Below are 20,386 nucleotides of genomic sequence, written 5' to 3'. Positions count from 1 at the left end.
GGCGAGCGCGCGCTTGGCGATGTTCTTGGCGAGGTCGCCGATGCGCTCGAGGTCGGTCGTGATCCGCAGCGCGGCCATCACGTGGCGCAAGTCGTCGGCGAGCGGCTGGCGGCGGGCGACCATCGAGATCACCTGCTCCTCGATGTCGCGTTCGAGCTGGTCGATCTGCTTGTCGGACTTCACGACCTGCTCGGCGAGCTGCGGGTCGCGGCGTTCAAGCGCATCGAACGACTGGCCGAGGATATGCTCGGCCAGCCCGCCCATCTGGGCGATCTTCCTGTCGAGGAGGGCAAGCTCTTCCTCGTAGGACTTCACAATGTGCTCGTTCATGGGCGCTGCTTCTCCTTTGGGCTTTCCCGCCGCGGCAGTCGACGCGGCTGTCGGCTCCGTGTGGCTCTCTGCGTCGGGACGCGGGCTCAGCGATGGCATGATGCCGGCAAAAAAGGGTTTCCGATCGATCCGCACTTAAGGCTCCTGGCCGTGGTGGAGCTCGTTTCCGAAGCTCCGGGTCGCACTCCGTCGCTAGCCGAAGCGGCCCGTGATGTAATCCTGCGTACGCTGGTCCTTGGGGTTGGTGAAGATGTCGCTGGTGGCGCCTTCCTCTACGAGGACGCCGAGATGAAAGAATGCGGTGCGCTGCGAGACGCGGGCGGCCTGCTGCATCGAGTGCGTGACGATGATGATGCAGAAGTTCTTCTTCAGCTCGTCGATCAGCTCCTCGATCTTGGCGGTGGCGATGGGGTCGAGGGCCGAGCACGGCTCGTCCATCAGGATCACCTCGGGGCTCACCGCGACGGCGCGGGCGATGCAGAGGCGCTGCTGCTGGCCGCCCGAAAGACCGGTGCCCGGATCGTTGAGACGGTCCTTGACCTCTTTCCAGAGCGCGGCCTTCTCGAGGCTCGATTGCACGATGTTGTCGAGCTCCGCCCTGTTTGCGGCGAGGCCATGGATGCGGGGCCCGTATGCGACATTCTCATAGATCGACTTGGGGAACGGGTTCGGCTTCTGGAACACCATGCCGACCCGGGCCCGTAGTTGCACGACGTCGAGGGCGGGATCGTAGATGTCCTCGTCGTCGATCGAGATCTTGCCCGTCACCCGGCAGATCGGAATGGTGTCGTTCATGCGGTTGATGCAGCGCAGGAACGTCGACTTGCCGCAGCCGGAGGGGCCGATGAACGCCATGACGCCGCGATCGGGGATGTCGACGGAGACGTCGTGCAGCGCGTGCTTCTCGCCGTAGTAGACGTTCACGTCCCTGGCGACGACCTTGGGGTCGAGCGTGTTGCCGAGCTTCATGGCGCGTTTCGGGTCGGGGATCGTAACGTTCAGCATGGTCACTCCAATGGAACGGGTCTACCAGCGGCGCTCGTAACGGCGGCGGAGGATGACGGCGGTTACGTTCATGCAGATGAGGAAGGCAAGCAGGATCAGCGTGGCTCCGGCCGTACGCTCGACGAAGCCGCGCTCGGCCGCCGTTGCCCACATGAAGATCTGCACGGGAAGCGCGGTCGAGGCATCGAGCGGCGTCTTCGGGAAATCGACGACGAAGGCGACCATGCCGATCATCAGCAGCGGCGCTGTCTCGCCAAGGGCCTTCGCCAAGCCGATGATGGTGCCGGTCAGGATGCCAGGCACGGCGAGCGGCAGCACGTGGTGGGTGATGGACTGCATCTTCGAGGCGCCGACGCCGAGGGCCGCCTCGCGGATGGAGGGGGGGACCGCGGCGACGGCGGCGCGCGTCGCGATGATGATCGTCGGTAGCGTCATGAGCGCGAGCACCAGGCCGCCGACAAGGGCTGCCGAGCGAGGGAGCCCAACGAAGTTTATGAAGATCGCGAGGCCGAGGAGGCCGAAGACGATCGACGGCACGGCTGCGAGATTGTTGATGTTGACCTCGATGGCGTCGGTCAGGAGGTTCTTGGGCGCGAATTCCTCGAGATAGACCGCGGCCGCGACGCCGAGCGGGACGGCGACCAGCAGCACGATCAGCATCATGTAGAGCGAGCCGGCAAGCGCCACGCCGACGCCGGCCGTCTCGGGCTTGCTCGAGGCACCGTACGTGAAGAGCCCGGTGTTGAAGTGCTTTGCCAACTGCCCCGAGGCGGCCGCCTTGTCGAGCCAGGCGAGCTGCTTGTCGGAAAGCTGGCGGCGACCCTCCGGAACGCTGCGGTCGAAGTGGCCTTTCATGAAGGTGTCGACGTTGCCGTGGGCCAGGAGATCGAGCTCGATCGTCTTGCCGATCAGCGAGGGATCGGCCTGGACGGCGTTGCGGATCCGGGTGTCGGCATGGGCCGAAAGCAGGACCGCGGCCGCCTTGGCGTCCTGTCTGTTCCCGGGGTCGACGCCGAGGACCTGGAACAGCGCGCGGTTGGCGAGCTTCGTATAGTCGGCCATCAGGATGTCGTTCTCGGAGGGCGGCGAGGATGCGCCGAATGCGCCTTGGTCGAGGTGCACCGGAAGCGTGAAGGCCGACTGCAGGAACGCGGTGTAGCCGCGCATGAAAATCGTCGCGAAGAGGGCGACGAGAAACACCAGGCCGAACAGGATGGCGGCGATACCGTAGGCCCTGAAGCGGCGCTCGGCGGCGTAGCGCTTGGCGATGCGGGCTTGGGTCGCTTCGCGGATGCTGCGGGCGGAGAGGCCGGTTTCCGTTGCCATGGGAGCGTGTTCCATCGTCATCAGTCGTACTGCTCCCTGTACTTGCGCACGATGTAAAGCGCGTAAATGTTGAGGGCCAGGGTGAAGACGAACAGCGTGAGGCCGAGCGCGAAGGCAACCAGCGTCTGCGGCGAGTTGAACTCGAGGTCGCCGGTGAGCTGGCTCACGATCTTGACCGTGATGGTGGTCACCGGCTCGAAGGGGTTGAGCGTCAGGTTCGGCGCGATGCCGGCGGCGAGCACGACGATCATGGTTTCGCCGATGGCGCGGGAGGCGGCGAGCAGCACGGCGCCGACGACGCCCGGCAGCGCGGCCGGAAGGACGACGCGCTTGATGGTCTCGGACTGCGTCGCTCCGAGCCCATAGGAGCCTTCGCGCAGCGACTGGGGGACGGCGTTGATGATGTCGTCCGAAAGCGAGGAGACGAAGGGGATCAGCATGACGCCCATGATGAGGCCGGCGGTGAGCACGCTGGTCGCCGAGATCGAAAGGCCGACGGAGGCGCCGAGGTCGCGCAGGAGCGGGCCGAACGTGATCAGGGCGAAGAAGCCGTAGACGATGGTGGGGATGCCGGCGAGAATCTCGAGCAGCGGCTTGGTCGTCATGCGAACCCGGGCGGAGGCGTACTCCGACATGTAAACGGCGCTGAAGAGGCCGACCGGCACCGCCACGAGGAGCGCGACCAGGGAGATGTAGAGCGTGCCCCACAGCAGGGGCAGGAGGCCGAACTCGCCCCCCGAGCTGCCGCTCGCGCCCGCGGCGGAGAAGCGCGGATCCCAGACCGTGCCGAAGAGGAAGTCGGTGAACGGCACGATCGAGAAGAAGCGGACGCTTTCGAACAGCATCGAGAGCACGATGCCGAGCGTGGTCAGGATGGCGACCATCGAGCAGCCGAGAAGCCCGGCGAGGGCCACGGATTCGACGGCGTTGCGGGATCTGAGCTTCGGTCCGACCTGGAACAGGGCGAATACCAGACCGAGCAGGGCGAGCGCGAGCGCGGAGATCGTGATCAGGACCCGGCTCGAGTTCTTGAGGGTGAGCTGGTAGCGGGCTGCGTCCACGGCGTAGGGCTCGGGCGTGACGGCCAGCGGCACGCCTTTGCTCAGCAGCAGGGCCTTGATGTCGGTTGCGGGGTCGAGCGTCTTCTCGAACTCCTCGGGCGAGAGCGCGGAGAATCCCTTTTCGATGAGGCGCACGGCGGACATCGTCAGTGTGCGGGTTTGCTCGGGGCCGCTCCGGACGGCCTCGGGCAGGCGGGAGTCGACCAGCGAGGTGGTGACGAGCGGCGCGACGGCGGCCCAAGCGACGATCAGGGCCGCGGCCGGCAGCGTCGTCCAGAGCAGGACATAGGCTCCGTAGTAGCCCGGCCTCGAATGCAGTCGGGATGTCTTGCCCTCGACGGACGCGCGCGCGCGGCGATTTCCAAGAAACCAACCGATGCCGCCGAGGGCGAAAACGGAGAGAAACAGTAGGGGCGTCGACACTGGCTCTTTCCTGGTTCGGAAACGCTTGCTCGGTCAAACTGCGGGGCGGGGAAGCGGCAGATCTCGCCTCATTCCCGTCCCCGCTCCTTCGGGTCGTCAGAGGCTCATTTGCCCGCGGTCGTGAGCGTCCTGCCGGACTTTACGAGCTCCTGGACCTCGATGCGCTCGGCGTCGGGGAGAGGCACGAGGCCGTACTCGACGAGCGGGCCGTCGGCCGAGAGGATCTTATCCGAGGTGAAGAACGCGACATACTCCTTGAGGCCGGGGATCACGCCGAGATGCGCCTTCTTTACGTAGAAGAAGAGCGGGCGGGAAATCGGGTACTCGCCGGAGGCGATGGTCTCGAGCGAGGGCTCGACGCCGCTGATGGTGGCGACCGTGAGCTTGTCCTTGTTGTTCTCGTAGAACGAGAGGCCGAACACGCCGAGGGCCTGCCGGTTGGATTCGATGCGGGCCAGTATCTCGGTGTAGTCGCCATCGATGTCAACGGCGGCACCGTCCTTGCGGACCCTGCCGCACGCCTTGTCGGCCGCCGTCTTCCTGGCAGTCTCATCGGCGCCCTCGGCCTTGGCGAGGAGAAGCGCATCGGCGCCCGTAGCCTTGCAGCCGGCGTGCATGACCTTCTCCTCGAAGACCTCGCGCGTGCCGTGCTTCTCGCCGGGGATGAAGGCCAGGATCGGCCAGTCGGGGAGATCGGCGTTGACCTCTTTCCAGGTCTTGTGGGGGTTGGCGACCAGCGCGCCGTCCTTCGGCACCTGGGCGGCGAGCGCCAGGAAGAGGTCCTTCGGCTCGAGCTTCCACTGGCCGGCGCGGGCATCCACCGCGAGCACGATGCCGTCGTAGCCGAACTTGACCTCCATGATGTCGTCCACGCCGGCCTTCGCGCAGTCGGCGATTTCCGACGGCCTGATCCTGCGCGAGGCGTTGGCGATGTCGATCTTGTCTTCGCCGACGCCGGCGCAGAACTGCTTGAGGCCGGCGCCCGAGCCGCCCGATTCGACCACTGGCGTTCTGAGGGCGGGGAACGTCTTGCCGAACTGCTCCGCAACGATGCTCGCGTACGGCAGAACCGTCGACGATCCCGCAACCTTGACCTGATCGCGGGCCAATGTCGTACAGGCAAACACGCTTATGCCGACGGCTGCGACCGTTGCCGAGGCGATGATCCTGCTGCTCACGTTGGTCTCCTGTCTCTGGCGGTTTTGAGCGCGGCCCTTCGCAGCGCTCTCCCCTCCGAAGCTTGTCCCTGGCTTTTTTAGAGACCGGACGCTGTGGATTTATGACAGTATAACTATTTGTAATTTCATAGTGATTATTCATTCTTTGGAATGTTGCACGCCGCCTGCGTCCGCGATCAGCGGTGTGCAGCCGTCATCGTCTGCGGGGAGCGACTTTTATGCGCAAGCCGCGATGCGGCGCTCTCTTCTCATTGCGACGGCGAAGGAATGCATGCCCCCGTCCGGGGCTTGCCGTTGACAGCCGCGGATCGCGGTCTCATGAACAGCGAGGCGTTGTTTTGTCTTTATCTGCAATCGCGAACGATGCGCTTTCCAGCGAAAGCGCCAGCACGGGGTCCGCACGGCATGGTTCAGCTCACGCTTCCCAAGAACTCGAAAATCACGACGGGCAAGACCTGGAATGCGCCCGACGTCAAGGGAACGTGGCGCGAGCTGCGCATCTATCGCTGGAACCCCGACGACAGCGACGCCCCGCGCATCGATACCTACTGGCTCGACGTCGAGCAGTGCGGGCCAATGGTGCTCGACGCGCTGATCAAGATTAAAAACGAGATCGATCCGACGCTGACGTTCCGCCGCTCCTGCCGGGAGGGGATCTGCGGGTCATGTGCCATGAACATCGACGGCACCAACGATCTCGCCTGCCTCAAGGGCCTCGACGAGGTCACGGGGCCGATCCGGATCTATCCGCTGCCGCACACGAGCGTGGTCAAGGATTTGGTGCCGGACCTGACGAACTTCTATGCGCAGCATCGCTCGATCGAGCCGTGGCTCAAGACGGAGACGGCAACGCCGCCCAAGGAATGGAAACAGTCGCGGGAGGATCGCGCGAAGCTCGACGGGCTCTACGAGTGCATTCTCTGCGCCTGCTGCTCGACCTCGTGCCCCAGCTACTGGTGGAATTCCGACCGCTATCTCGGGCCGGCGGCGCTGCTGCAGGCCTACCGCTGGGTCATCGACAGCCGCGATGAGGCGACGGGCGAGCGGCTGGACACGCTCGAGGACCCGTTCCGCCTCTACCGCTGCCATACCATCATGAACTGCGCCAAGGCCTGCCCCAAGGGGCTGAGCCCGGCCAAGGCCATCGCCGAGCTCAAGAAGCTGATGGTGCAGCGCCGGGTCTGAAACTGCGCAGGTTCGGCTCGTGCGGCCCTTGATGTCGGAGCCATCCCCTGCGGGGCACAAGGCGGCGCCCTTTTGGCGATATTCCGGATCTTTTTCGGGCCCAGAAACGACAAGACCGATGGCGCGTCTCGCTGCCATCGGTCTTCAAGTCGGAATTCTTTCCAAGACACCTCCGCCAATCCCCGCCCTGTTGCCCAGACAGGAGCGGGTCGGCGGATGCGCGACTTAGGCCGCGCGGCGCTTCTTGGCAGCCGTCTTGCGAGCGGCCGGCTTCTTCGCAGCCGCCTTGCGGACGGTCTTGCGAGCGGCGGGCTTGCGCGCAGCAGCCTTACGAGCAGCCGGCTTCTTCGCAGCTTTGCGGGCCGGAGCCTTCTTCACAGTCTTAGCCATGGTAATCTCTCCCTCTAATGTCCGAATCATTTCGGAACAAAAAAATCATGCGCAAGTTCGATCATTTTGTTGACATGCAAAATGGATTCAGCATGTCGATTTATCCGAATTCCGTGCAAAGTGTTGCGTGAAGTCAACAATCTCTTCCATATTCAAGACTCTACGCCGTCAATCTCGACTCCGTCTCATCATCGCGCAGCAGAAATGGATCGCGGAAATCAATCTCGCGAGCCGTGGATCGGAAGAGATATGAGGTTGGGATCGGCTGGCCGCTAAGCTGCCTTTACGACGCGCCGCTGCAGATCGAGAACCGCCATCATGAAACCGACGCGATCCTCGACGGCCTCTGCGAGGAGCGAGAAATAGCTCGGCCCCTCGGGCACGATCTCGCCCACCACCTCGCCCATCTCGAAGCGCAGGTCGGCCTCGTGCTTGCGGGCGATGGCCTGCATCTTCGTATTGGAGGCGAGGCAGCTCATGTAAAGCAGGTGAATGCCGCGGTTGCGCGCCGCGCGGATGACGCGGCCCATGAGCTCCGAGCCGAGCCCGTGATCCTGATAGGCGGTCTCGATGGAGAACGCCGCCTCCGCCTCGCGGCCCCAGGTGTCGCCGAGCTTCTTCAGCTCGGCGGCGCCGCGCACCTCGCCGTCCTCGATGTAGGCGAACACCGTCGTGCCGGCGTCGGCCATGTGCCGCGCATAGTCCTCGATGAAGGAATCCGAGACGCCGTGCGCGAACCGCATGGCGCGGCTGGTCTTGTCCAGGCGCATCAGGTGGTCGCGAAACAGGTTCTGCTCGTGCGGCCAAAGCTTGCGGAATATGCCGCTCGTATGTGCATACTCGCTCATTGGATCGACCCTCCAGTCTGAACCGTCGAGAGAGGGGACCGGAACGCGCCTCGCGCAGTCCGTGCCGCTCTCCGCCGTCATCGGCGCTCCGGGATCCTGGAGCACCGTGCTCGATATAGGGTGTCTTGTGCGCCGCACAATGCGCCAAATAAGTGGCCGTAGAAACGATGTTTTGTCGCTTCTGGCGCGGTTGTGGGCTTTCGGCCTGTGTTGCGTCGCAAAAAACGCGGGGCTGGGTTGTGCGCCGCGCAAGGGAACCCGTGTCGGGGGCTTGCCGCCGGGCGTTGCCGGTCCTAATCGCCGGCTTTTCGAGGGTGCGAGCGGTTGCAGTGTGAAGGGCGCGCGGACTGACGGGGCTACGGTGGCGGGCCGAGGCGATCCGTGGTCGAGGGTCGTAGAATCGTTTCAGGGTGAGCATGGCGGAATCGGTACTGGATCACTACGAGGGGCGGATCGCGCGGGGGGAGATCGAGCCGGACGGCGCACAGCGCGAGGCCGCTCGCTCACTCGACCGCTTGGCCCTCGCGCTGGCCGGCTGGCGGCCAGGACGGGGCGGTCTCCTTGAATCGCTCTTTCGCGCGCGGAGCGCTGCGCCGCGCGGGGTCTATCTCCACGGTGCAGTCGGCCGCGGCAAGACCATGCTCATGGATCTCTTCTATGAGACCGTATCGTTCGCGCCCAAGCGCCGGCTGCACTTCCACGCCTTCATGAGCGACGTGCACGACCGCATCCGGCGCGGACGGGCGACGACGGACGGCGATCCGATCCCCTTCGTCGCCGCCGAGATCGCGGCCGAGGCCGGGCTCCTGTGCTTCGACGAGCTGACGATCACCGACATCGCCGATGCGATGATCCTCGCGCGCCTCTTCAAGGCGCTGCTCGCGCGGGACGTGGTGGTGGTGGCGACCTCCAACGCGCCGCCCGGGCGCCTTTACTGGAACGGCCTCAACCGGCAGCTCTTCCTGCCGTTCATCGCGCTCATCGAGAGCCATATGGACGCGGTCGAGCTCAAGGCCGCGAAGGACTTCCGGCTCGACAAGCTCGCCGGGCGGACGCTCTATTTCGCGCCCTGCGACGCCCGCGCCGCGAGCGGCCTCGAGGAGCATTGGGAGCGGCTCACGGGACATCATCCCGGGGCGCCGGCGGTGCTCGAGGTGAAGGGTCGAAAGGTCGCCGTGCCGGCCGCGTCGATGGGCGTTGCGCGCTTCACGTTCTCCGATCTCTGCGAACAGCCGCTCGGGGCGCTCGATTACCTCGCGGTCGCCCGCGCCTTCCACACCGTCGTGCTCGAAGGTATCCCGATGCTCACGCCCGACCGGCGCAACGAAGCCCGGCGGCTGATCCATCTCATCGATACGCTCTACGATAGCGGGACATGCCTCATCGCCTCGGCGGCGGCCGAGCCCCACCGACTTTACCCCGAGGGGGACGGGGCTTTCCTCTTCGAGCGGACCGCCTCGCGGCTCATGGAGATGCGGAGCGAAGCCTATCTTGCGCGGAGCGGGAGCCCGGCCGCTCAGCCGGACCCTCACCCAATTCCACACCCAAGCCCGCGCACGAGTCCTCCGGCCGATTGAGCCCCGTGGGCCGGTTCGGGCCGCGCTCGGCCTGCGCTCGCCGCACGGCTGCCTGCCCCTCGGCGGTCCGTCGGACTTGAGCCCCTACCCGTTTCGTCCTACCAAGGCGCCAGTTTCCTCACGCCGGAGGCGAGCCGGCCGCGGAGCCATCGGGAACGGATCAACCGCTCGTCAAGCACGCACCACCACCCCTCACACAATTTCAACACAACACAGGGCCCGTTGGGGCCCCTAGCCTCCAGGGAGAATGCTTTCATGGCGCGGACGAAGATCGCGTTGATCGGCGGCGGAATGATCGGCGGCACGCTGGCCCACCTCATCGGCCTCAAGGAGCTCGGAGACGTCGTAATTTTCGATATTGCCGAGGGGTTGCCGCAGGGCAAGGCGCTCGACATCGCCCAATCGGGGGCCGTGGAAGGGTTCAACTGCACGCTCAAGGGCACGAACGCCTACGCCGACATCGAAGGGGCGAGCGTGTGTATCGTCACCGCCGGCGTGCCGCGCAAGCCCGGCATGAGCCGTGACGACCTGATCGGCATCAATCTCAAGGTTATGGAGCAGGTCGGCGCCGGCATCCGCAAGTACGCGCCCAACGCCTTCGTCATCTGCATCACCAATCCGCTCGACGCCATGGTGTGGGCGCTGCAGAAGTCCTCGGGCCTGCCGCGCAACATGGTCGCCGGCATGGCCGGCGTCCTGGACACGGCCCGCTTCCGGCACTTCCTCGCCGAGGAGTTCCGGGTCTCGGTCGAGGACGTGGCCGCGTTCGTGCTCGGCGGGCACGGCGACGACATGGTGCCGCTGGTGCGCTATTCGTCCGTCGGCGGTATTCCGCTGCCGGATCTCGTGCGCATGGGGTGGATCCGCCAGGAGCGCCTCGATCAGATCGTGGACCGCACGCGCAAGGGGGGCGGCGAGATCGTCGCGCTTCTCAAGACCGGCTCGGCCTACTACGCTCCGGCCGCCTCCGCCATCGCCATGGCCGAAAGCTTCCTCAAGGACAAAAAGCGCGTGCTGCCATGCGCCGCGTATCTCAACGGCGAGTACGGTGTTAAGGGGCTGTATGTGGGTGTGCCGACGATCATCGGCGAAGGCGGAACGGAGCGGGTCGTCGAGATCGACCTCAACTCCGCCGAGCGCTCGATGCTCATGAAGTCGATCGAATCCGTCAAGGGTCTGGTCGATGCCTGCATCAAGATCAACCCGCAGCTCGGCGCCTGAGGGCGCGGCCTGCACTGCACCAGCCGACGCGGGGTACGGAGGCTTCTCTATCAACAGTGTGCGGCCGCCTCCTGGCCGCACGCCCCTCCGTGCCGCGCTCCCCGTTTCGTTTCGTTGAGGGATCACGCGGAACCATGAACATTCACGAGCACCAGGCCAAGGATCTCCTGAGGCAGTATGGCGTGCCGACCTCGGGCGGCGGCGTGGCCTTCACGCCGGATGAGGCGGAGACGGTCGCCGCCGGCATCGCCACCGAGGTGCGGGTGGTCAAGGCGCAGATCCACGCGGGCGGGCGCGGCAAGGGCCGCTTCAAGGAAAAGGAAGCGGGCGAACAGGGCGGCGTGCGTTTCGCCAAGTCGCCCGCCGAGGCCAAGGCGCTGGCCGGGCAGATGCTCGGCAAGACGCTCGTCACGGTGCAGACGGGCCCGGCGGGCCGTGTCGTGCGGCGCATCTACATCACGGAGGCGGCCAGCATCGACCGCGAGCTCTATCTCTCGGCGCTGGTCGACCGCGCAAGCTCGCGCATCGCCTTCATCGCCTCCACCGAGGGCGGCATGGACATCGAGAAGGTCGCGCACGAGACGCCCGACAAGATCCTGACGCTCACCGTCGATCCGGCGACCGGTCTCATGCCGTTCCATTCGCGCAAGATCGCGTTCGCCCTCGGGCTCAAGGGCGAGCAGGTCAAGGAGTGCGCGAAGATGATCGACGGCCTCTACCGGCTGCTCAACGACAAGGACGTGAGCCTCATCGAGATCAATCCGCTGATCGTGACCAAGGACGGTCACCTCTCGGCGCTCGACGCCAAGATCTCGTTCGACGGCAACGCGCTCTTCCGCCATCCCGACATCGCCGCGCTGCGCGACGAGACCGAGGAGGACCCGATGGAGATCGAGGCCGCCAAGCACGAGCTGTCGTACGTGAAGCTCGACGGCTCGATCGGCTGCATGGTGAACGGCGCGGGCCTCGCCATGGCGACCATGGATATCATCAAGCTCTACGGCGCCGAACCCGCGAACTTCCTCGACGTGGGGGGCGGCGCGTCCAAGGAGAAAGTGCAGGCGGCGTTCAAGATCATCCTCTCGGACCCCTCGGTGCGCGGCATCCTGGTCAACATCTTCGGCGGCATCATGCGTTGCGACATCATCGCGGAGGGCATCGTCGCCGCTGCGCGCGAGATGGACATCACCGTGCCGCTCGTCGTGCGGCTCGAAGGCACCAACGTCGATCTCGGCAAGGAGATCCTGGCCAAGAGCGGGCTCACGATCGTTCCGGCCGACGACCTTGCGGATGCCGCCGCCAAGATCACGTCGGCGATCAAGGTTGCCGCCTGAGCCCCACCTATTCCCATCCCATTCGAATTGCCGCGATAAGAGACACAGCATGGCCATTCTCGTCGACGCGTCCACGGTCACCATCTGCCAGGGCCTGACCGGCAGCCAGGGGACGTTCCACACCAAGCAGGCGCGCAGCTACGGCACCCGGGTCGCCGGCGGCGTCACGCCCGGCAAGGGCGGCACGAAGGCCGCCGATCCCGAGCTTGCGGACCTGCCGCTGTTCAACACCGTGCTCGAAGCGAAAGCCAAGACCGGCGCCACGGCGAGCGCGGTCTACGTGCCGCCGCCGTTCGCCGCCGATGCCATCCTGGAGGCGATCGACGCGGAGATGCCGCTCATCGTCTGCATCACGGAGGGCATCCCCGTGCTCGACATGGTCAGGGTGAAACGCGCTCTCTCGGGCTCGAAGTCGCGGCTGATCGGGCCTAACTGCCCGGGCGTTCTGACGCCCAAAGCGTGCAAGATCGGCATCATGCCGGGCAACATCTTCAAGAAGGGGACGGTCGGCATCGTCTCCCGCTCGGGGACGCTCACCTACGAGGCCGTGAAGCAGACGACGGACGCCGGGCTCGGCCAATCGACGGCCGTCGGCATCGGCGGCGATCCGGTCAAGGGCACGGAGTTCATCGACGTGCTCGAGCTGTTTCTCGCCGATCCCGATACGCATTCGATCATCATGATCGGCGAGATCGGCGGGTCGGCCGAGGAAGAGGCGGCCGCGTTCCTGATCAGCGAAGCGAAGAAGGGCCGCAAAAAGCCGATGGCCGGGTTCATCGCCGGCATGACGGCGCCGCCGGGGCGGCGCATGGGGCATGCAGGCGCCATCATCTCCGGCGGCCAGGGGCGGGCCGAGGACAAGGTCGAGGCCATGCGCCGGGCCGGCATCGCGATCGCCGACAGTCCTGCGTCCCTGGGGACGACTTTGACCAAAGTTCTAAAGGGCTAACGGTCTGTCCCGTATATAAGCGGGGCATTCGAGGCGCGAAGAATTGCCAAAAACGGGAGAGATGGTTACCTCATCTCCGGCGATGTCGCGCCGGAAGCTATCGCGGGGTTTCGCATGTCACGACAGGCCCTCAACGAGCATTTTCTTCGCACGTCTTTTCTGAACGGCGTCAACACGCCCTATATCGAAGAGCTGCAGAGCCAGTACGAGAAAAATCCGGGCTCCGTCAGCGACGAATGGCGCCTTTTCTTCGAGAGCATGCGCGATGGCGCGGCCGAGCCGTCCCCCGCGAACGGCGAGGGCGCTGACGGACGATCGTCCGGGCCGTCCTGGGCGCAACCGCTGGCGCAGCTTCAGGGAGCGCCGAGCGAGCTGGTCGCGGCGCTGACCGGCGATTATGGCGAGGTCGAGCGCGGACTGCGCGACAGGCTGCAGGCACGGGCCCACACCACGGGGTTCGAGATCTCGCCTGCGATCTCGCTGCGCGCCATCCAGGACAGCGTGCGCGCCATCATGCTGATCCGCGCCTATCGCGTCATGGGGCACCTGGCGGCGGATCTCGATCCCCTCGGCCTGACCGACCGGCGCGTGCACCGGGAGCTCAAGGCCGAGACGTACGGCTTCACGGACGCCGATCTCGATCGCCCGATCTTCATGGACCGCTACCTCGGCCTCGACACGGCGACGATCCGGCAGGTGCTGCGCATCCTCAGGCGCACCTACTGCCGCAAGATCGGCTACCAGTTCATGCACATCACGTCGCCGGCTCAGAAGTCGTGGATCCAGCACCGCATCGAGGGCGACGAGAAGGACATCCGCTTCACGGAGAAGGGCAAGACGGCCATCCTCAGGAAGCTCATCGAAGCGGAGATGTTCGAGCGGTTCGCCGACGTGAAGTACACGGGCACCAAGCGCTTCGGGCTCGACGGCGGCGAATCCATGATCCCGGCGCTCGAGCAGATCATCAAGCGCGGTGGACAGCTCGGCGTGCGCGAGATCGTGATCGGCATGGCGCACCGCGGGCGTCTCAACGTGCTCTCGAACGTCATGGCCAAGCCGTTCCGCGCCATTTTCAACGAGTTCAAGGGCGGCTCCTGGAAGCCGGACGACGTCGAGGGGTCGGGCGACGTCAAGTATCATCTCGGCGCGTCGTCGGACCGGCAGTTCGACGGCAACAACGTGCATCTGTCGCTCACCGCCAACCCTTCGCATCTCGAGATCGTCGATCCCGTCGTGCTCGGCAAGGTGCGCGCGAAGCAGGATCAGCTCAACTGCGAGCCGAGCGAGCGCACGCCCGTCATGCCGCTCCTGATCCATGGCGACGCGGCGTTCGCCGGGCAGGGCGTGGTCGCGGAATGCTTCGGGCTCTCGGGCCTCAAGGGCCACCGCACGGGCGGCGCGATCCATTTCATCATCAACAACCAGATCGGCTTCACCACCAATCCGCGCCACTCGCGCTCCTCGCCCTACTGCTCGGACGTGGCGCGCGTGATCGAGGCGCCGATCTTCCACGTGAACGGCGACGACCCCGAAGCCGTGGTGCACGTGGCCAAGATCGCGACCGAGTTCCGGCAGAAGTTCCAGAAGCCGGTCGTCATCGACATGTTCTGCTACCGCCGGTTCGGACACAACGAGGCCGACGAGCCGGCCTTCACGCAGCCGATCATGTACGACCGCATCCGCAAGCACCCGACGGTGGTGCAGCTCTATTCGGAGCGCCTCATCGAGGAGGGCGTGGTGACGGCCGAGGGCGTCGAGGCCACCAGGGGCAAGTTCCGCGCGTTCCTCGACGCCGAGCTCGCCGCGGCGGAATCGTTCAAGCCCAACAAGGCGGACTGGCTCGACGGGCGGTGGAGCGGCGTCGGCCTCGCCGACGACGACGAGCGGCGCGGCAACACCGGCGTCCCGCTCGAGACGCTGAGAATGATCGGCAAGAACCTCACGACCATCCCGGCCGATTTCCGCGCGCATAAGACCATCGTCAAGCTGCTCGAACGGCGCCGCGAGATGGTGGCGAAGGGCGAGGGCCTCGATTGGGCGATGGCCGAGCATCTGGCGTTCGGCACGCTGGTCACCGAGGGATTCCCGGTTCGTCTTTCCGGCCAGGACTGCGAGCGCGGGACGTTCTCGCAGCGCCATTCGGTGCTCATCGATCAGGACACCGAGCGGCGCTATACGCCGCTGCGCCACATCGCACCCGGCCAGGCCCGATTCGAGGTCATCAACTCGATGCTGTCGGAGGAGGCGGTGCTCGGGTTCGAGTACGGCTACTCGCTCGCGGAGCCCAACGCGCTCGTCTGCTGGGAGGCTCAGTTCGGCGATTTCGCCAACGGCGCGCAGGTGGTGTTCGACCAGTTCATCTCTTCGGGCGAGCGCAAGTGGCTCAGGATGTCGGGTCTCGTGTGCCTCCTGCCGCACGGCTACGAGGGGCAGGGGCCCGAGCATTCCTCGGCGCGGCTCGAACGCTTCCTGCAGCTCTGTGCGGAGGACAACTGGCAGGTCGCGAACTGCACGACGCCCGCCAATTATTTCCACATCCTCAGACGGCAGCTCCACCGCGCGTTCCGCAAGCCGCTGATCCTGATGACGCCGAAGTCCCTGCTCAGGCACAAGCGGGTCGTCTCGCGGCTCGACGAGATGGGGCCGGGAACGACATTCCATCGCGTGTTGTGGGACGATACCTTCCGCAAGCCGGAAGAGGAGATCAAGCGCGTCGTACTGTGCTCGGGAAAGGTCTACTACGACCTCGCCGACGCGCGCGACGCGGGAGAGCTCTACGACGTCTACATCCTCCGGCTCGAGCAGCTCTATCCGTTCCCGGCGCGGGCGCTCTTGCACGAGATCGGGCGTTTTCCGAATGCCGACATCGTCTGGTGCCAGGAGGAGCCCAAGAACATGGGCGCCTGGACGTTCATCGAGCCCAACATCAACTGGGTGCTGGATCGGCTCGCGCCGGCCGGCCGGCGGGTGCGCTATGCGGGCCGTTCGGCGTCGGCGTCGACGGCGACGGGGCTGATGAGCAAGCATATTCACGAGCAGAAGACCCTGGTGGCGGACGCCCTCAAGGGCTGAGCCGGTGCGTTCAAGCGAGAAGAGGCCGGGGCTTTATTGGCCCCGCGGCGAGGAAGGCGGGAAGAGATGATTGAGATCCGCGTGCCGACGCTCGGTGAATCGGTGACCGAGGCGACGGTCGGAAAGTGGCTCAAGAAGCCGGGCGATGCGGTCAAGGCCGACGAGGCGCTCGTCGAACTGGAGACGGACAAGGTGACGGTCGAGGTGCCGGCGCCGGCGGCGGGGAAGCTCTCGCAGATCCTCGCCGATGAAGGGGCGACGGTCTCGATCGGCGCTGTGCTCGGCGCGTTGGCCGAAGGCGGCGGAGACGCACGGCCCGCGCCGCCCAAGGCGGCGGCTGCGCCTCAGGCGGCGAGCCCGGCGCCCGAGCCGCGCGCGGCTCCGTCCAGACCTGCGCCCTCTGAGCTCCGCGCACCGCCCAGCCCGGCCGCGCGCAAGCATCTCGCCGAGGCCGGCCTCGGCGAGGGCGACGTGACGGGATCGGGCCGGCGCGGCCAGGTGCTCAAGGAGGATGTGGCGGCGGCGGTGGCGCAAGCGGCGGCGCGCCCCAGGCTCGAGCCGGTGCCGGAAGAGCCCGCACGCGCGGCGGCGCCCGCCGTCCGCGCGGTGACCGTACCGCAGCAGGCCCCCGACGTGCGCGCGCCGGCGGCGGTGAGCGAAGCCGGGCGCGAGGAGCGCGTGCGTATGACGCGCCTGCGCCAGACCATCGCGCTGAGACTCAAGGAGGCGCAGAACACGGCGGCGATGCTGACGACGTTCAACGACGTCGACATGTCGGCCGTGATGGCGATGCGGGCTCAATACAAGGATCTGTTCGAGCGCCGGCACGGCGTGAAGCTCGGCTTCATGGGCTTTTTCGTGAAGGCGTGCATCCAGGCGCTGCGCGAGATCCCGGCCGTCAACGCGGAGATCGACGGCGAGGACATCGTCTTCAAGAACTACTATCACATCGGCGTTGCGGTCGGCACCGACCGCGGCCTCGTGGTGCCGGTTCTCCGCGACGCGGACCGCATGTCGATTGCGGAGATCGAGGCCAGGATCGGCGAGTTCGGCAGGCGCGCCCGGGAGGGAAAGCTCGCCATCGCCGAGATGCAGGGCGGCACGTTCACGATCTCGAACGGGGGCGTCTACGGCTCGATGCTCTCGACGCCGATCCTCAACGCGCCGCAGGCGGGCATCCTCGGCATGCATCGCATCGAGGAGCGGCCGGTGGTGAAGAACGGCGAGATCGTCGCGCGGCCGATGATGTATCTCGCGCTCAGCTACGACCATCGCCTCGTCGACGGGAAGGAGGCCGTGACCTTCCTCGTGCGCGTCAAGGAGTGCCTCGAGGATCCGCAGCGGTTCATCCTGGAATTGTGAGGTCGTCCGGGCCTCCTCATCCGAAACCCCGAGAAAGGCGCGCGCAAGATGGCCGACCCCTATGATCTCGTCGTGATCGGCAGCGGACCGGGCGGCTATGTGTGCGCGATCCGCGCTTCGCAGCTCGGCCTCCGAACGGCCATCGTCGAGAAGCGCGCGACGTACGGGGGCACGTGCCTCAACGTCGGCTGCATCCCCTCGAAGGCGCTGCTCCATGCCTCCGAGCTCTACGAGGAGGCAGGACACGGCTTTGCCCGCATGGGGATCAAAGTGTCCCCCGAGCTCGACCTCACGCGCATGCTCGCTTTCAAGGACGAGGGCGTGAAAGGCAACGTCGACGGCGTTGCGTTCCTGCTCAAGAAGAACAAGGTCGACGCGTTCCACGGCACCGGGCGCATCCTCAAGGCCGGGCGGGTGGAGGTGACGACGGCCGCCGGCGAGCGGCAGGTGGTCGAGGCGCACTCGATCGTCATCGCCACCGGATCGGACGTGGCGCGGCTGGCGGGCCTCGAGATCGACGAGGAGGAAATCGTCTCGTCGACCGGCGCGTTGTCGTTTGCGAAGGTGCCGGAGCGGCTCCTGGTGGTCGGTGCGGGCGTGATCGGCCTCGAGCTCGGGTCGGTGTGGCGCCGGCTCGGGTCGTCCGTGACCGTCGTCGAATACCTCGACCGCATCCTGCCCGGCATGGATGGGGAGGTCGCGAGCGCGCTTGAGCGCCTCTTCTCCAAGCAGGGGCTCGCATTCCGGCTTGGCACCAAGGTGGTCGGCGTAGAGCGGATCGAAGGCGGCCTCGACGTGAGCCTCGAGCCGGCCAAGGGCGGCGCCCAGGATCATATCGAGGCGGACGCAGTGCTGGTCGCGATCGGGCGCGTGCCGTTCACCGACGGGCTCGGCCTCGACGACGTGGGCGTGGTGCGCGACGCGCGCCGCCGCATCGTCGTCAACGGACAGTTCGAGACCAACGTGACGGGCATCTATGCCATCGGCGACGTGATCGCCGGGCCGATGCTCGCGCACAAGGCCGAGGACGAGGGCATGGCGGTGGCCGAGATCCTCGCGGGCCAGGCCGGCCAGGTGAATCACGACGTCATTCCGAGCGTGATCTACACCACGCCCGAGGTGGCCTCCGTCGGAAAGACCGAGGACGAGCTCAAGGCGGTGGATGTCGCCTATACGGTCGGCAAGTTCCCGTTCACGGCCAACGGACGCGCCAAGGTCAACAGGACCACGGAGGGCTTCGTCAAGATCCTGGCGGACGCGGACACCGACCGCATTCTCGGCGTGCACATCATCGGTGCGAACGCGAGCGAGCTCATCGCGGAGGCGGCCGTGATCATGGAGTTCGGCGGCTCGGCCGAGGACCTGGCGCGCACATGCCATGCGCATCCGACGCTGTCGGAGGCGGTGAAGGAGGCGGCGCTCGCGGTCGCCAAGCGCGCCATCCATATGTGAGCAGCGCGGCCCGAGCTTAAGCGCGGGGATGGGCGCGATCGTAGACGGCCAGGATGCGGGCGCGGTCGACCTCGGTATAGACCTGCGTGGTCGAGAGCGAGGCGTGACCGAGCAACTCCTGGATCTGGCGCAGGTCGGCGCCTGCGGCGAGCAGATGCGTCGCGAACGAGTGGCGGAGCGCGTGCGGCGTTGCGGTCTCCGGCAGTCCGAGCGCGTCGCGCATGCGGGCGATGGCGAGCTGGATCAGGCGCGGCGACAGCGGTCCCCTCTTGGCGCCGATGAACAGGGGCGCGGCGGCGTCACGCGGATAGGGACAGAGCGCGAGGTAGCGCTCCACGGCCTGCTGCGTGAGGGGCAGGATGGGCACGAGCCGCTCCTTGCCGCCCTTGCCCGTGATGCGGAGCACGTCGCGGCCCGCAACCGGCGCGTCGCGGCAGGTGAGGGAGAGGGCTTCGGAGATGCGCAGGCCCGCGCCGTAGAGCAGCAGCATCACGGCGACATCGCGGGCGCGGATCCAGTCGTCGTCGGCGCCGCCGGTCTCGACGAGGGCGGCCGCCTTCTCGACGGTGAGCGGCTTCGGCAGCGTGTGGGGAAGGCGCGGCATGGCGACCTGGGCCAGCGCGCGGTTGGTGACGCGGTCGGTCGCCTCGAGCCAGCGATAGAAGGTACGCAGCGCCGAGACCGTGCGTGCGAGCGAGCGGCTGGCGGCGCCCTCGCGCCGGCGGGCGGCCAGGAAGCGGCGCACGGCCTTGACCTCGAGGCGGCCGAGGTCGGCGAGGCAGGGAGCGTGCCCGAGGTCGCGCCTCAGAAAGCCCAGGAACTGGCGCAGGTCGCGCTCGTAGGAGGTGAGGGTTGCGGGCGTGTGGCCGCGCTCGTGGACGAGGTGGTCGAACCAGGCGGCCGCGGCACGGCCGAGGTCGTCGGACAGCGGCAGCTCGCCGTCCGCCTCGAGAAGCTGGTCGATGGTCTCCCGGGTCATGCGCTGTCCAGATTCACCCATCCGCGTTGCAGGAGCGTAAATGATTTGCGCGATGGCGTAGAGCGCCGCGACACTTGCGTTCCGTGTGGTGTGCGGATCAAAAAGCCTGAAAACACGGGATTTCCAGCCGTTCCGGAGCATGGGCGCCGGGGCGGGCCGGGTGCAATTCAAGTGTGCGAATCGGCGCCCCGCATCCCTCTACCGATTGCGATAAGCCCATCCTGGCGGTATGCACTCACGACGTTGCCTTGCGCGCGAAGGGCAGTTTAAGCCTGAAAAACGCGGCTTTTTGCGCTCCGTTGTGCTGGCAAGCGTGTGACTTAAACTCCAGCCCATCGCAAAAAAGCGTAGCCTTTTTCGTTCGGTAGCCGCGGAAATTCATTCTTATTGTATGTTCGCGCGGTGATTCTGATTCTTTCTTTCTGGGGAACTCTCATGGCCAAGACCGTCACCAAGGCTGCTCCCAAGGCAGCCAAGCCCGTCAATACCGTTACGCTGCGCCACCTCGGCACGGCGCTCTCCGAAGCGCACGACATGCCCAAGAAGCAGGCCAACGCCGTGCTCGAGGACATGGTCGCGATGATCGCCAAGCACCTCAAGAAGGGCGACCGCATCCGCATCGGCGGCCTCGGCATCCTGCAGGTGCGCAAGCGTCCGGCGCGCATGGGCCGCAACCCGGCCACGGGCGAGGCGA

Annotated in this window: 17 protein-coding genes; 9 read left to right on the top strand and 8 right to left on the bottom strand. The window is 66.3% G+C overall.

Annotated elements, in window-relative coordinates; translation table 11 throughout:
* The 5 genes from V7082_RS17415 to V7082_RS17395 all read right to left on the bottom strand — a co-directional run.
* Positions 1 to 330, bottom strand: a 330-nt coding sequence (locus tag V7082_RS17415) for a phosphate signaling complex PhoU family protein (protein WP_334150583.1), incomplete at its 3' end; no start/stop codon positions are given.
* Between the two features lie 192 nt (positions 331 to 522).
* Positions 523 to 1,299 (bottom strand): phosphate ABC transporter ATP-binding protein PstB, encoded by a 777-nt coding sequence (gene pstB, locus V7082_RS17410; protein ID WP_442909815.1) that lies wholly within the window; start codon positions 1,297 to 1,299, stop codon positions 523 to 525.
* Positions 1,300 to 1,356: 57 nt separating this feature from the next.
* Positions 1,357 to 2,661, bottom strand: coding sequence for a phosphate ABC transporter permease PstA (gene pstA, locus V7082_RS17405; protein ID WP_334150580.1), 1,305 nt, complete (start codon positions 2,659 to 2,661; stop codon positions 1,357 to 1,359).
* 20 nt (positions 2,662 to 2,681) lie between these two features.
* On the bottom strand, positions 2,682 to 4,145 hold the full coding sequence (pstC, locus tag V7082_RS17400) for a phosphate ABC transporter permease subunit PstC (protein WP_334150579.1): 1,464 nt from the start codon (positions 4,143 to 4,145) through the stop codon (positions 2,682 to 2,684).
* 104 nt (positions 4,146 to 4,249) lie between these two features.
* The gene (locus tag V7082_RS17395) at positions 4,250 to 5,323 is read right to left on the bottom strand and encodes a substrate-binding domain-containing protein (protein WP_442909814.1); all 1,074 of its coding nucleotides are present in this window, start codon (positions 5,321 to 5,323) and stop codon (positions 4,250 to 4,252) included.
* A gap of 405 nt (positions 5,324 to 5,728) precedes the next feature.
* On the opposite strand from V7082_RS17395, the gene V7082_RS17390 reads away from it, so the two are divergent.
* Positions 5,729 to 6,508, top strand: coding sequence for a succinate dehydrogenase iron-sulfur subunit (locus V7082_RS17390; protein WP_334150577.1), 780 nt, complete (start codon positions 5,729 to 5,731; stop codon positions 6,506 to 6,508).
* 225 nt (positions 6,509 to 6,733) lie between these two features.
* On the opposite strand, the gene V7082_RS17385 is transcribed toward V7082_RS17390, so the two are convergent.
* Both V7082_RS17385 and V7082_RS17380 read right to left on the bottom strand, forming a co-directional pair.
* Entirely contained in the window at positions 6,734 to 6,898 is a 165-nt protein-coding gene (locus V7082_RS17385) for a hypothetical protein (protein ID WP_334150576.1), read from the bottom strand.
* Positions 6,899 to 7,170: 272 nt separating this feature from the next.
* The gene (locus tag V7082_RS17380; RefSeq protein ID WP_334150574.1) at positions 7,171 to 7,746 is read right to left on the bottom strand and encodes a GNAT family N-acetyltransferase; all 576 of its coding nucleotides are present in this window, start codon (positions 7,744 to 7,746) and stop codon (positions 7,171 to 7,173) included.
* Between the two features lie 416 nt (positions 7,747 to 8,162).
* Here V7082_RS17380 and zapE point away from each other — a divergent pair, with 416 nt between their 5' ends.
* The 7 genes from zapE (at position 8,163) to lpdA (ending at position 18,713) form a co-directional block, all read left to right on the top strand.
* Positions 8,163 to 9,323 (top strand): cell division protein ZapE, encoded by a 1,161-nt coding sequence (gene zapE / locus V7082_RS17375; RefSeq protein ID WP_334150573.1) that lies wholly within the window; start codon positions 8,163 to 8,165, stop codon positions 9,321 to 9,323.
* A gap of 255 nt (positions 9,324 to 9,578) precedes the next feature.
* Positions 9,579 to 10,544 (top strand): malate dehydrogenase, encoded by a 966-nt coding sequence (mdh, locus tag V7082_RS17370; protein WP_334150572.1) that lies wholly within the window; start codon positions 9,579 to 9,581, stop codon positions 10,542 to 10,544.
* 134 nt (positions 10,545 to 10,678) lie between these two features.
* Positions 10,679 to 11,878, top strand: a complete 1,200-nt coding sequence (gene sucC, locus V7082_RS17365; RefSeq protein ID WP_334150571.1) for an ADP-forming succinate--CoA ligase subunit beta — start codon at positions 10,679 to 10,681, stop codon at positions 11,876 to 11,878.
* Positions 11,879 to 11,927: 49 nt separating this feature from the next.
* Positions 11,928 to 12,827, top strand: coding sequence for a succinate--CoA ligase subunit alpha (gene sucD / locus V7082_RS17360; RefSeq protein WP_334150569.1), 900 nt, complete (start codon positions 11,928 to 11,930; stop codon positions 12,825 to 12,827).
* Positions 12,828 to 12,941: 114 nt separating this feature from the next.
* Positions 12,942 to 15,899, top strand: a complete 2,958-nt coding sequence (locus V7082_RS17355) for a 2-oxoglutarate dehydrogenase E1 component (RefSeq protein WP_334150567.1) — start codon at positions 12,942 to 12,944, stop codon at positions 15,897 to 15,899.
* 66 nt (positions 15,900 to 15,965) lie between these two features.
* Entirely contained in the window at positions 15,966 to 17,261 is a 1,296-nt protein-coding gene (gene odhB, locus V7082_RS17350; protein ID WP_334150566.1) for a 2-oxoglutarate dehydrogenase complex dihydrolipoyllysine-residue succinyltransferase, read from the top strand.
* Between the two features lie 48 nt (positions 17,262 to 17,309).
* Complete coding sequence (lpdA, locus tag V7082_RS17345) at positions 17,310 to 18,713, top strand: dihydrolipoyl dehydrogenase (protein ID WP_334150564.1); 1,404 nt, start codon at positions 17,310 to 17,312, stop codon at positions 18,711 to 18,713.
* A 16-nt stretch (positions 18,714 to 18,729) separates the two neighbouring features.
* Here lpdA and V7082_RS17340 read toward each other — a convergent pair whose 3' ends face one another.
* Positions 18,730 to 19,692 (bottom strand): tyrosine recombinase XerC, encoded by a 963-nt coding sequence (locus tag V7082_RS17340; RefSeq protein ID WP_334150563.1) that lies wholly within the window; start codon positions 19,690 to 19,692, stop codon positions 18,730 to 18,732.
* Positions 19,693 to 20,127: 435 nt separating this feature from the next.
* Here V7082_RS17340 and V7082_RS17335 point away from each other — a divergent pair.
* The coding region (locus V7082_RS17335) for an HU family DNA-binding protein (protein ID WP_334150561.1) at positions 20,128 to 20,386 on the top strand (259 nt) is incomplete at its 3' end.

The organism is Hyphomicrobium sp. (assembly GCF_036833075.1).
Taxonomy (GTDB): Bacteria; Pseudomonadota; Alphaproteobacteria; order Rhizobiales; family Hyphomicrobiaceae; genus Hyphomicrobium_C.
The sequence above is the reverse complement of the archived record's forward strand: the minus strand, read 5'-3'. Positions and strand labels throughout refer to the sequence as shown.

What these genes read in the sequence shown, in the direction of transcription:
- pstA (WP_334150580.1), bottom strand. Translation starts at nt 2,661, where the DNA reads ATGGCAACGGAAACCGGCCTCTCCGCCCGCAGCATCCGCGAAGCGACC.
- pstB (WP_442909815.1), bottom strand. Translation starts at nt 1,299, where the DNA reads ATGAAGCTCGGCAACACGCTCGACCCCAAGGTCGTCGCCAGGGACGTG.
- sucC (WP_334150571.1), top strand. Translation starts at nt 10,679, where the DNA reads ATGAACATTCACGAGCACCAGGCCAAGGATCTCCTGAGGCAGTATGGC.
- V7082_RS17380 (WP_334150574.1), bottom strand. Translation starts at nt 7,746, where the DNA reads ATGAGCGAGTATGCACATACGAGCGGCATATTCCGCAAGCTTTGGCCG.
- odhB (WP_334150566.1), top strand. Translation starts at nt 15,966, where the DNA reads ATGATTGAGATCCGCGTGCCGACGCTCGGTGAATCGGTGACCGAGGCG.
- lpdA (WP_334150564.1), top strand. Translation starts at nt 17,310, where the DNA reads ATGGCCGACCCCTATGATCTCGTCGTGATCGGCAGCGGACCGGGCGGC.
- sucD (WP_334150569.1), top strand. Translation starts at nt 11,928, where the DNA reads ATGGCCATTCTCGTCGACGCGTCCACGGTCACCATCTGCCAGGGCCTG.
- zapE (WP_334150573.1), top strand. Translation starts at nt 8,163, where the DNA reads ATGGCGGAATCGGTACTGGATCACTACGAGGGGCGGATCGCGCGGGGG.
- V7082_RS17355 (WP_334150567.1), top strand. Translation starts at nt 12,942, where the DNA reads ATGTCACGACAGGCCCTCAACGAGCATTTTCTTCGCACGTCTTTTCTG.
- V7082_RS17340 (WP_334150563.1), bottom strand. Translation starts at nt 19,692, where the DNA reads ATGACCCGGGAGACCATCGACCAGCTTCTCGAGGCGGACGGCGAGCTG.
- mdh (WP_334150572.1), top strand. Translation starts at nt 9,579, where the DNA reads ATGGCGCGGACGAAGATCGCGTTGATCGGCGGCGGAATGATCGGCGGC.
- V7082_RS17390 (WP_334150577.1), top strand. Translation starts at nt 5,729, where the DNA reads ATGGTTCAGCTCACGCTTCCCAAGAACTCGAAAATCACGACGGGCAAG.
- V7082_RS17385 (WP_334150576.1), bottom strand. Translation starts at nt 6,898, where the DNA reads ATGGCTAAGACTGTGAAGAAGGCTCCGGCCCGCAAAGCTGCGAAGAAG.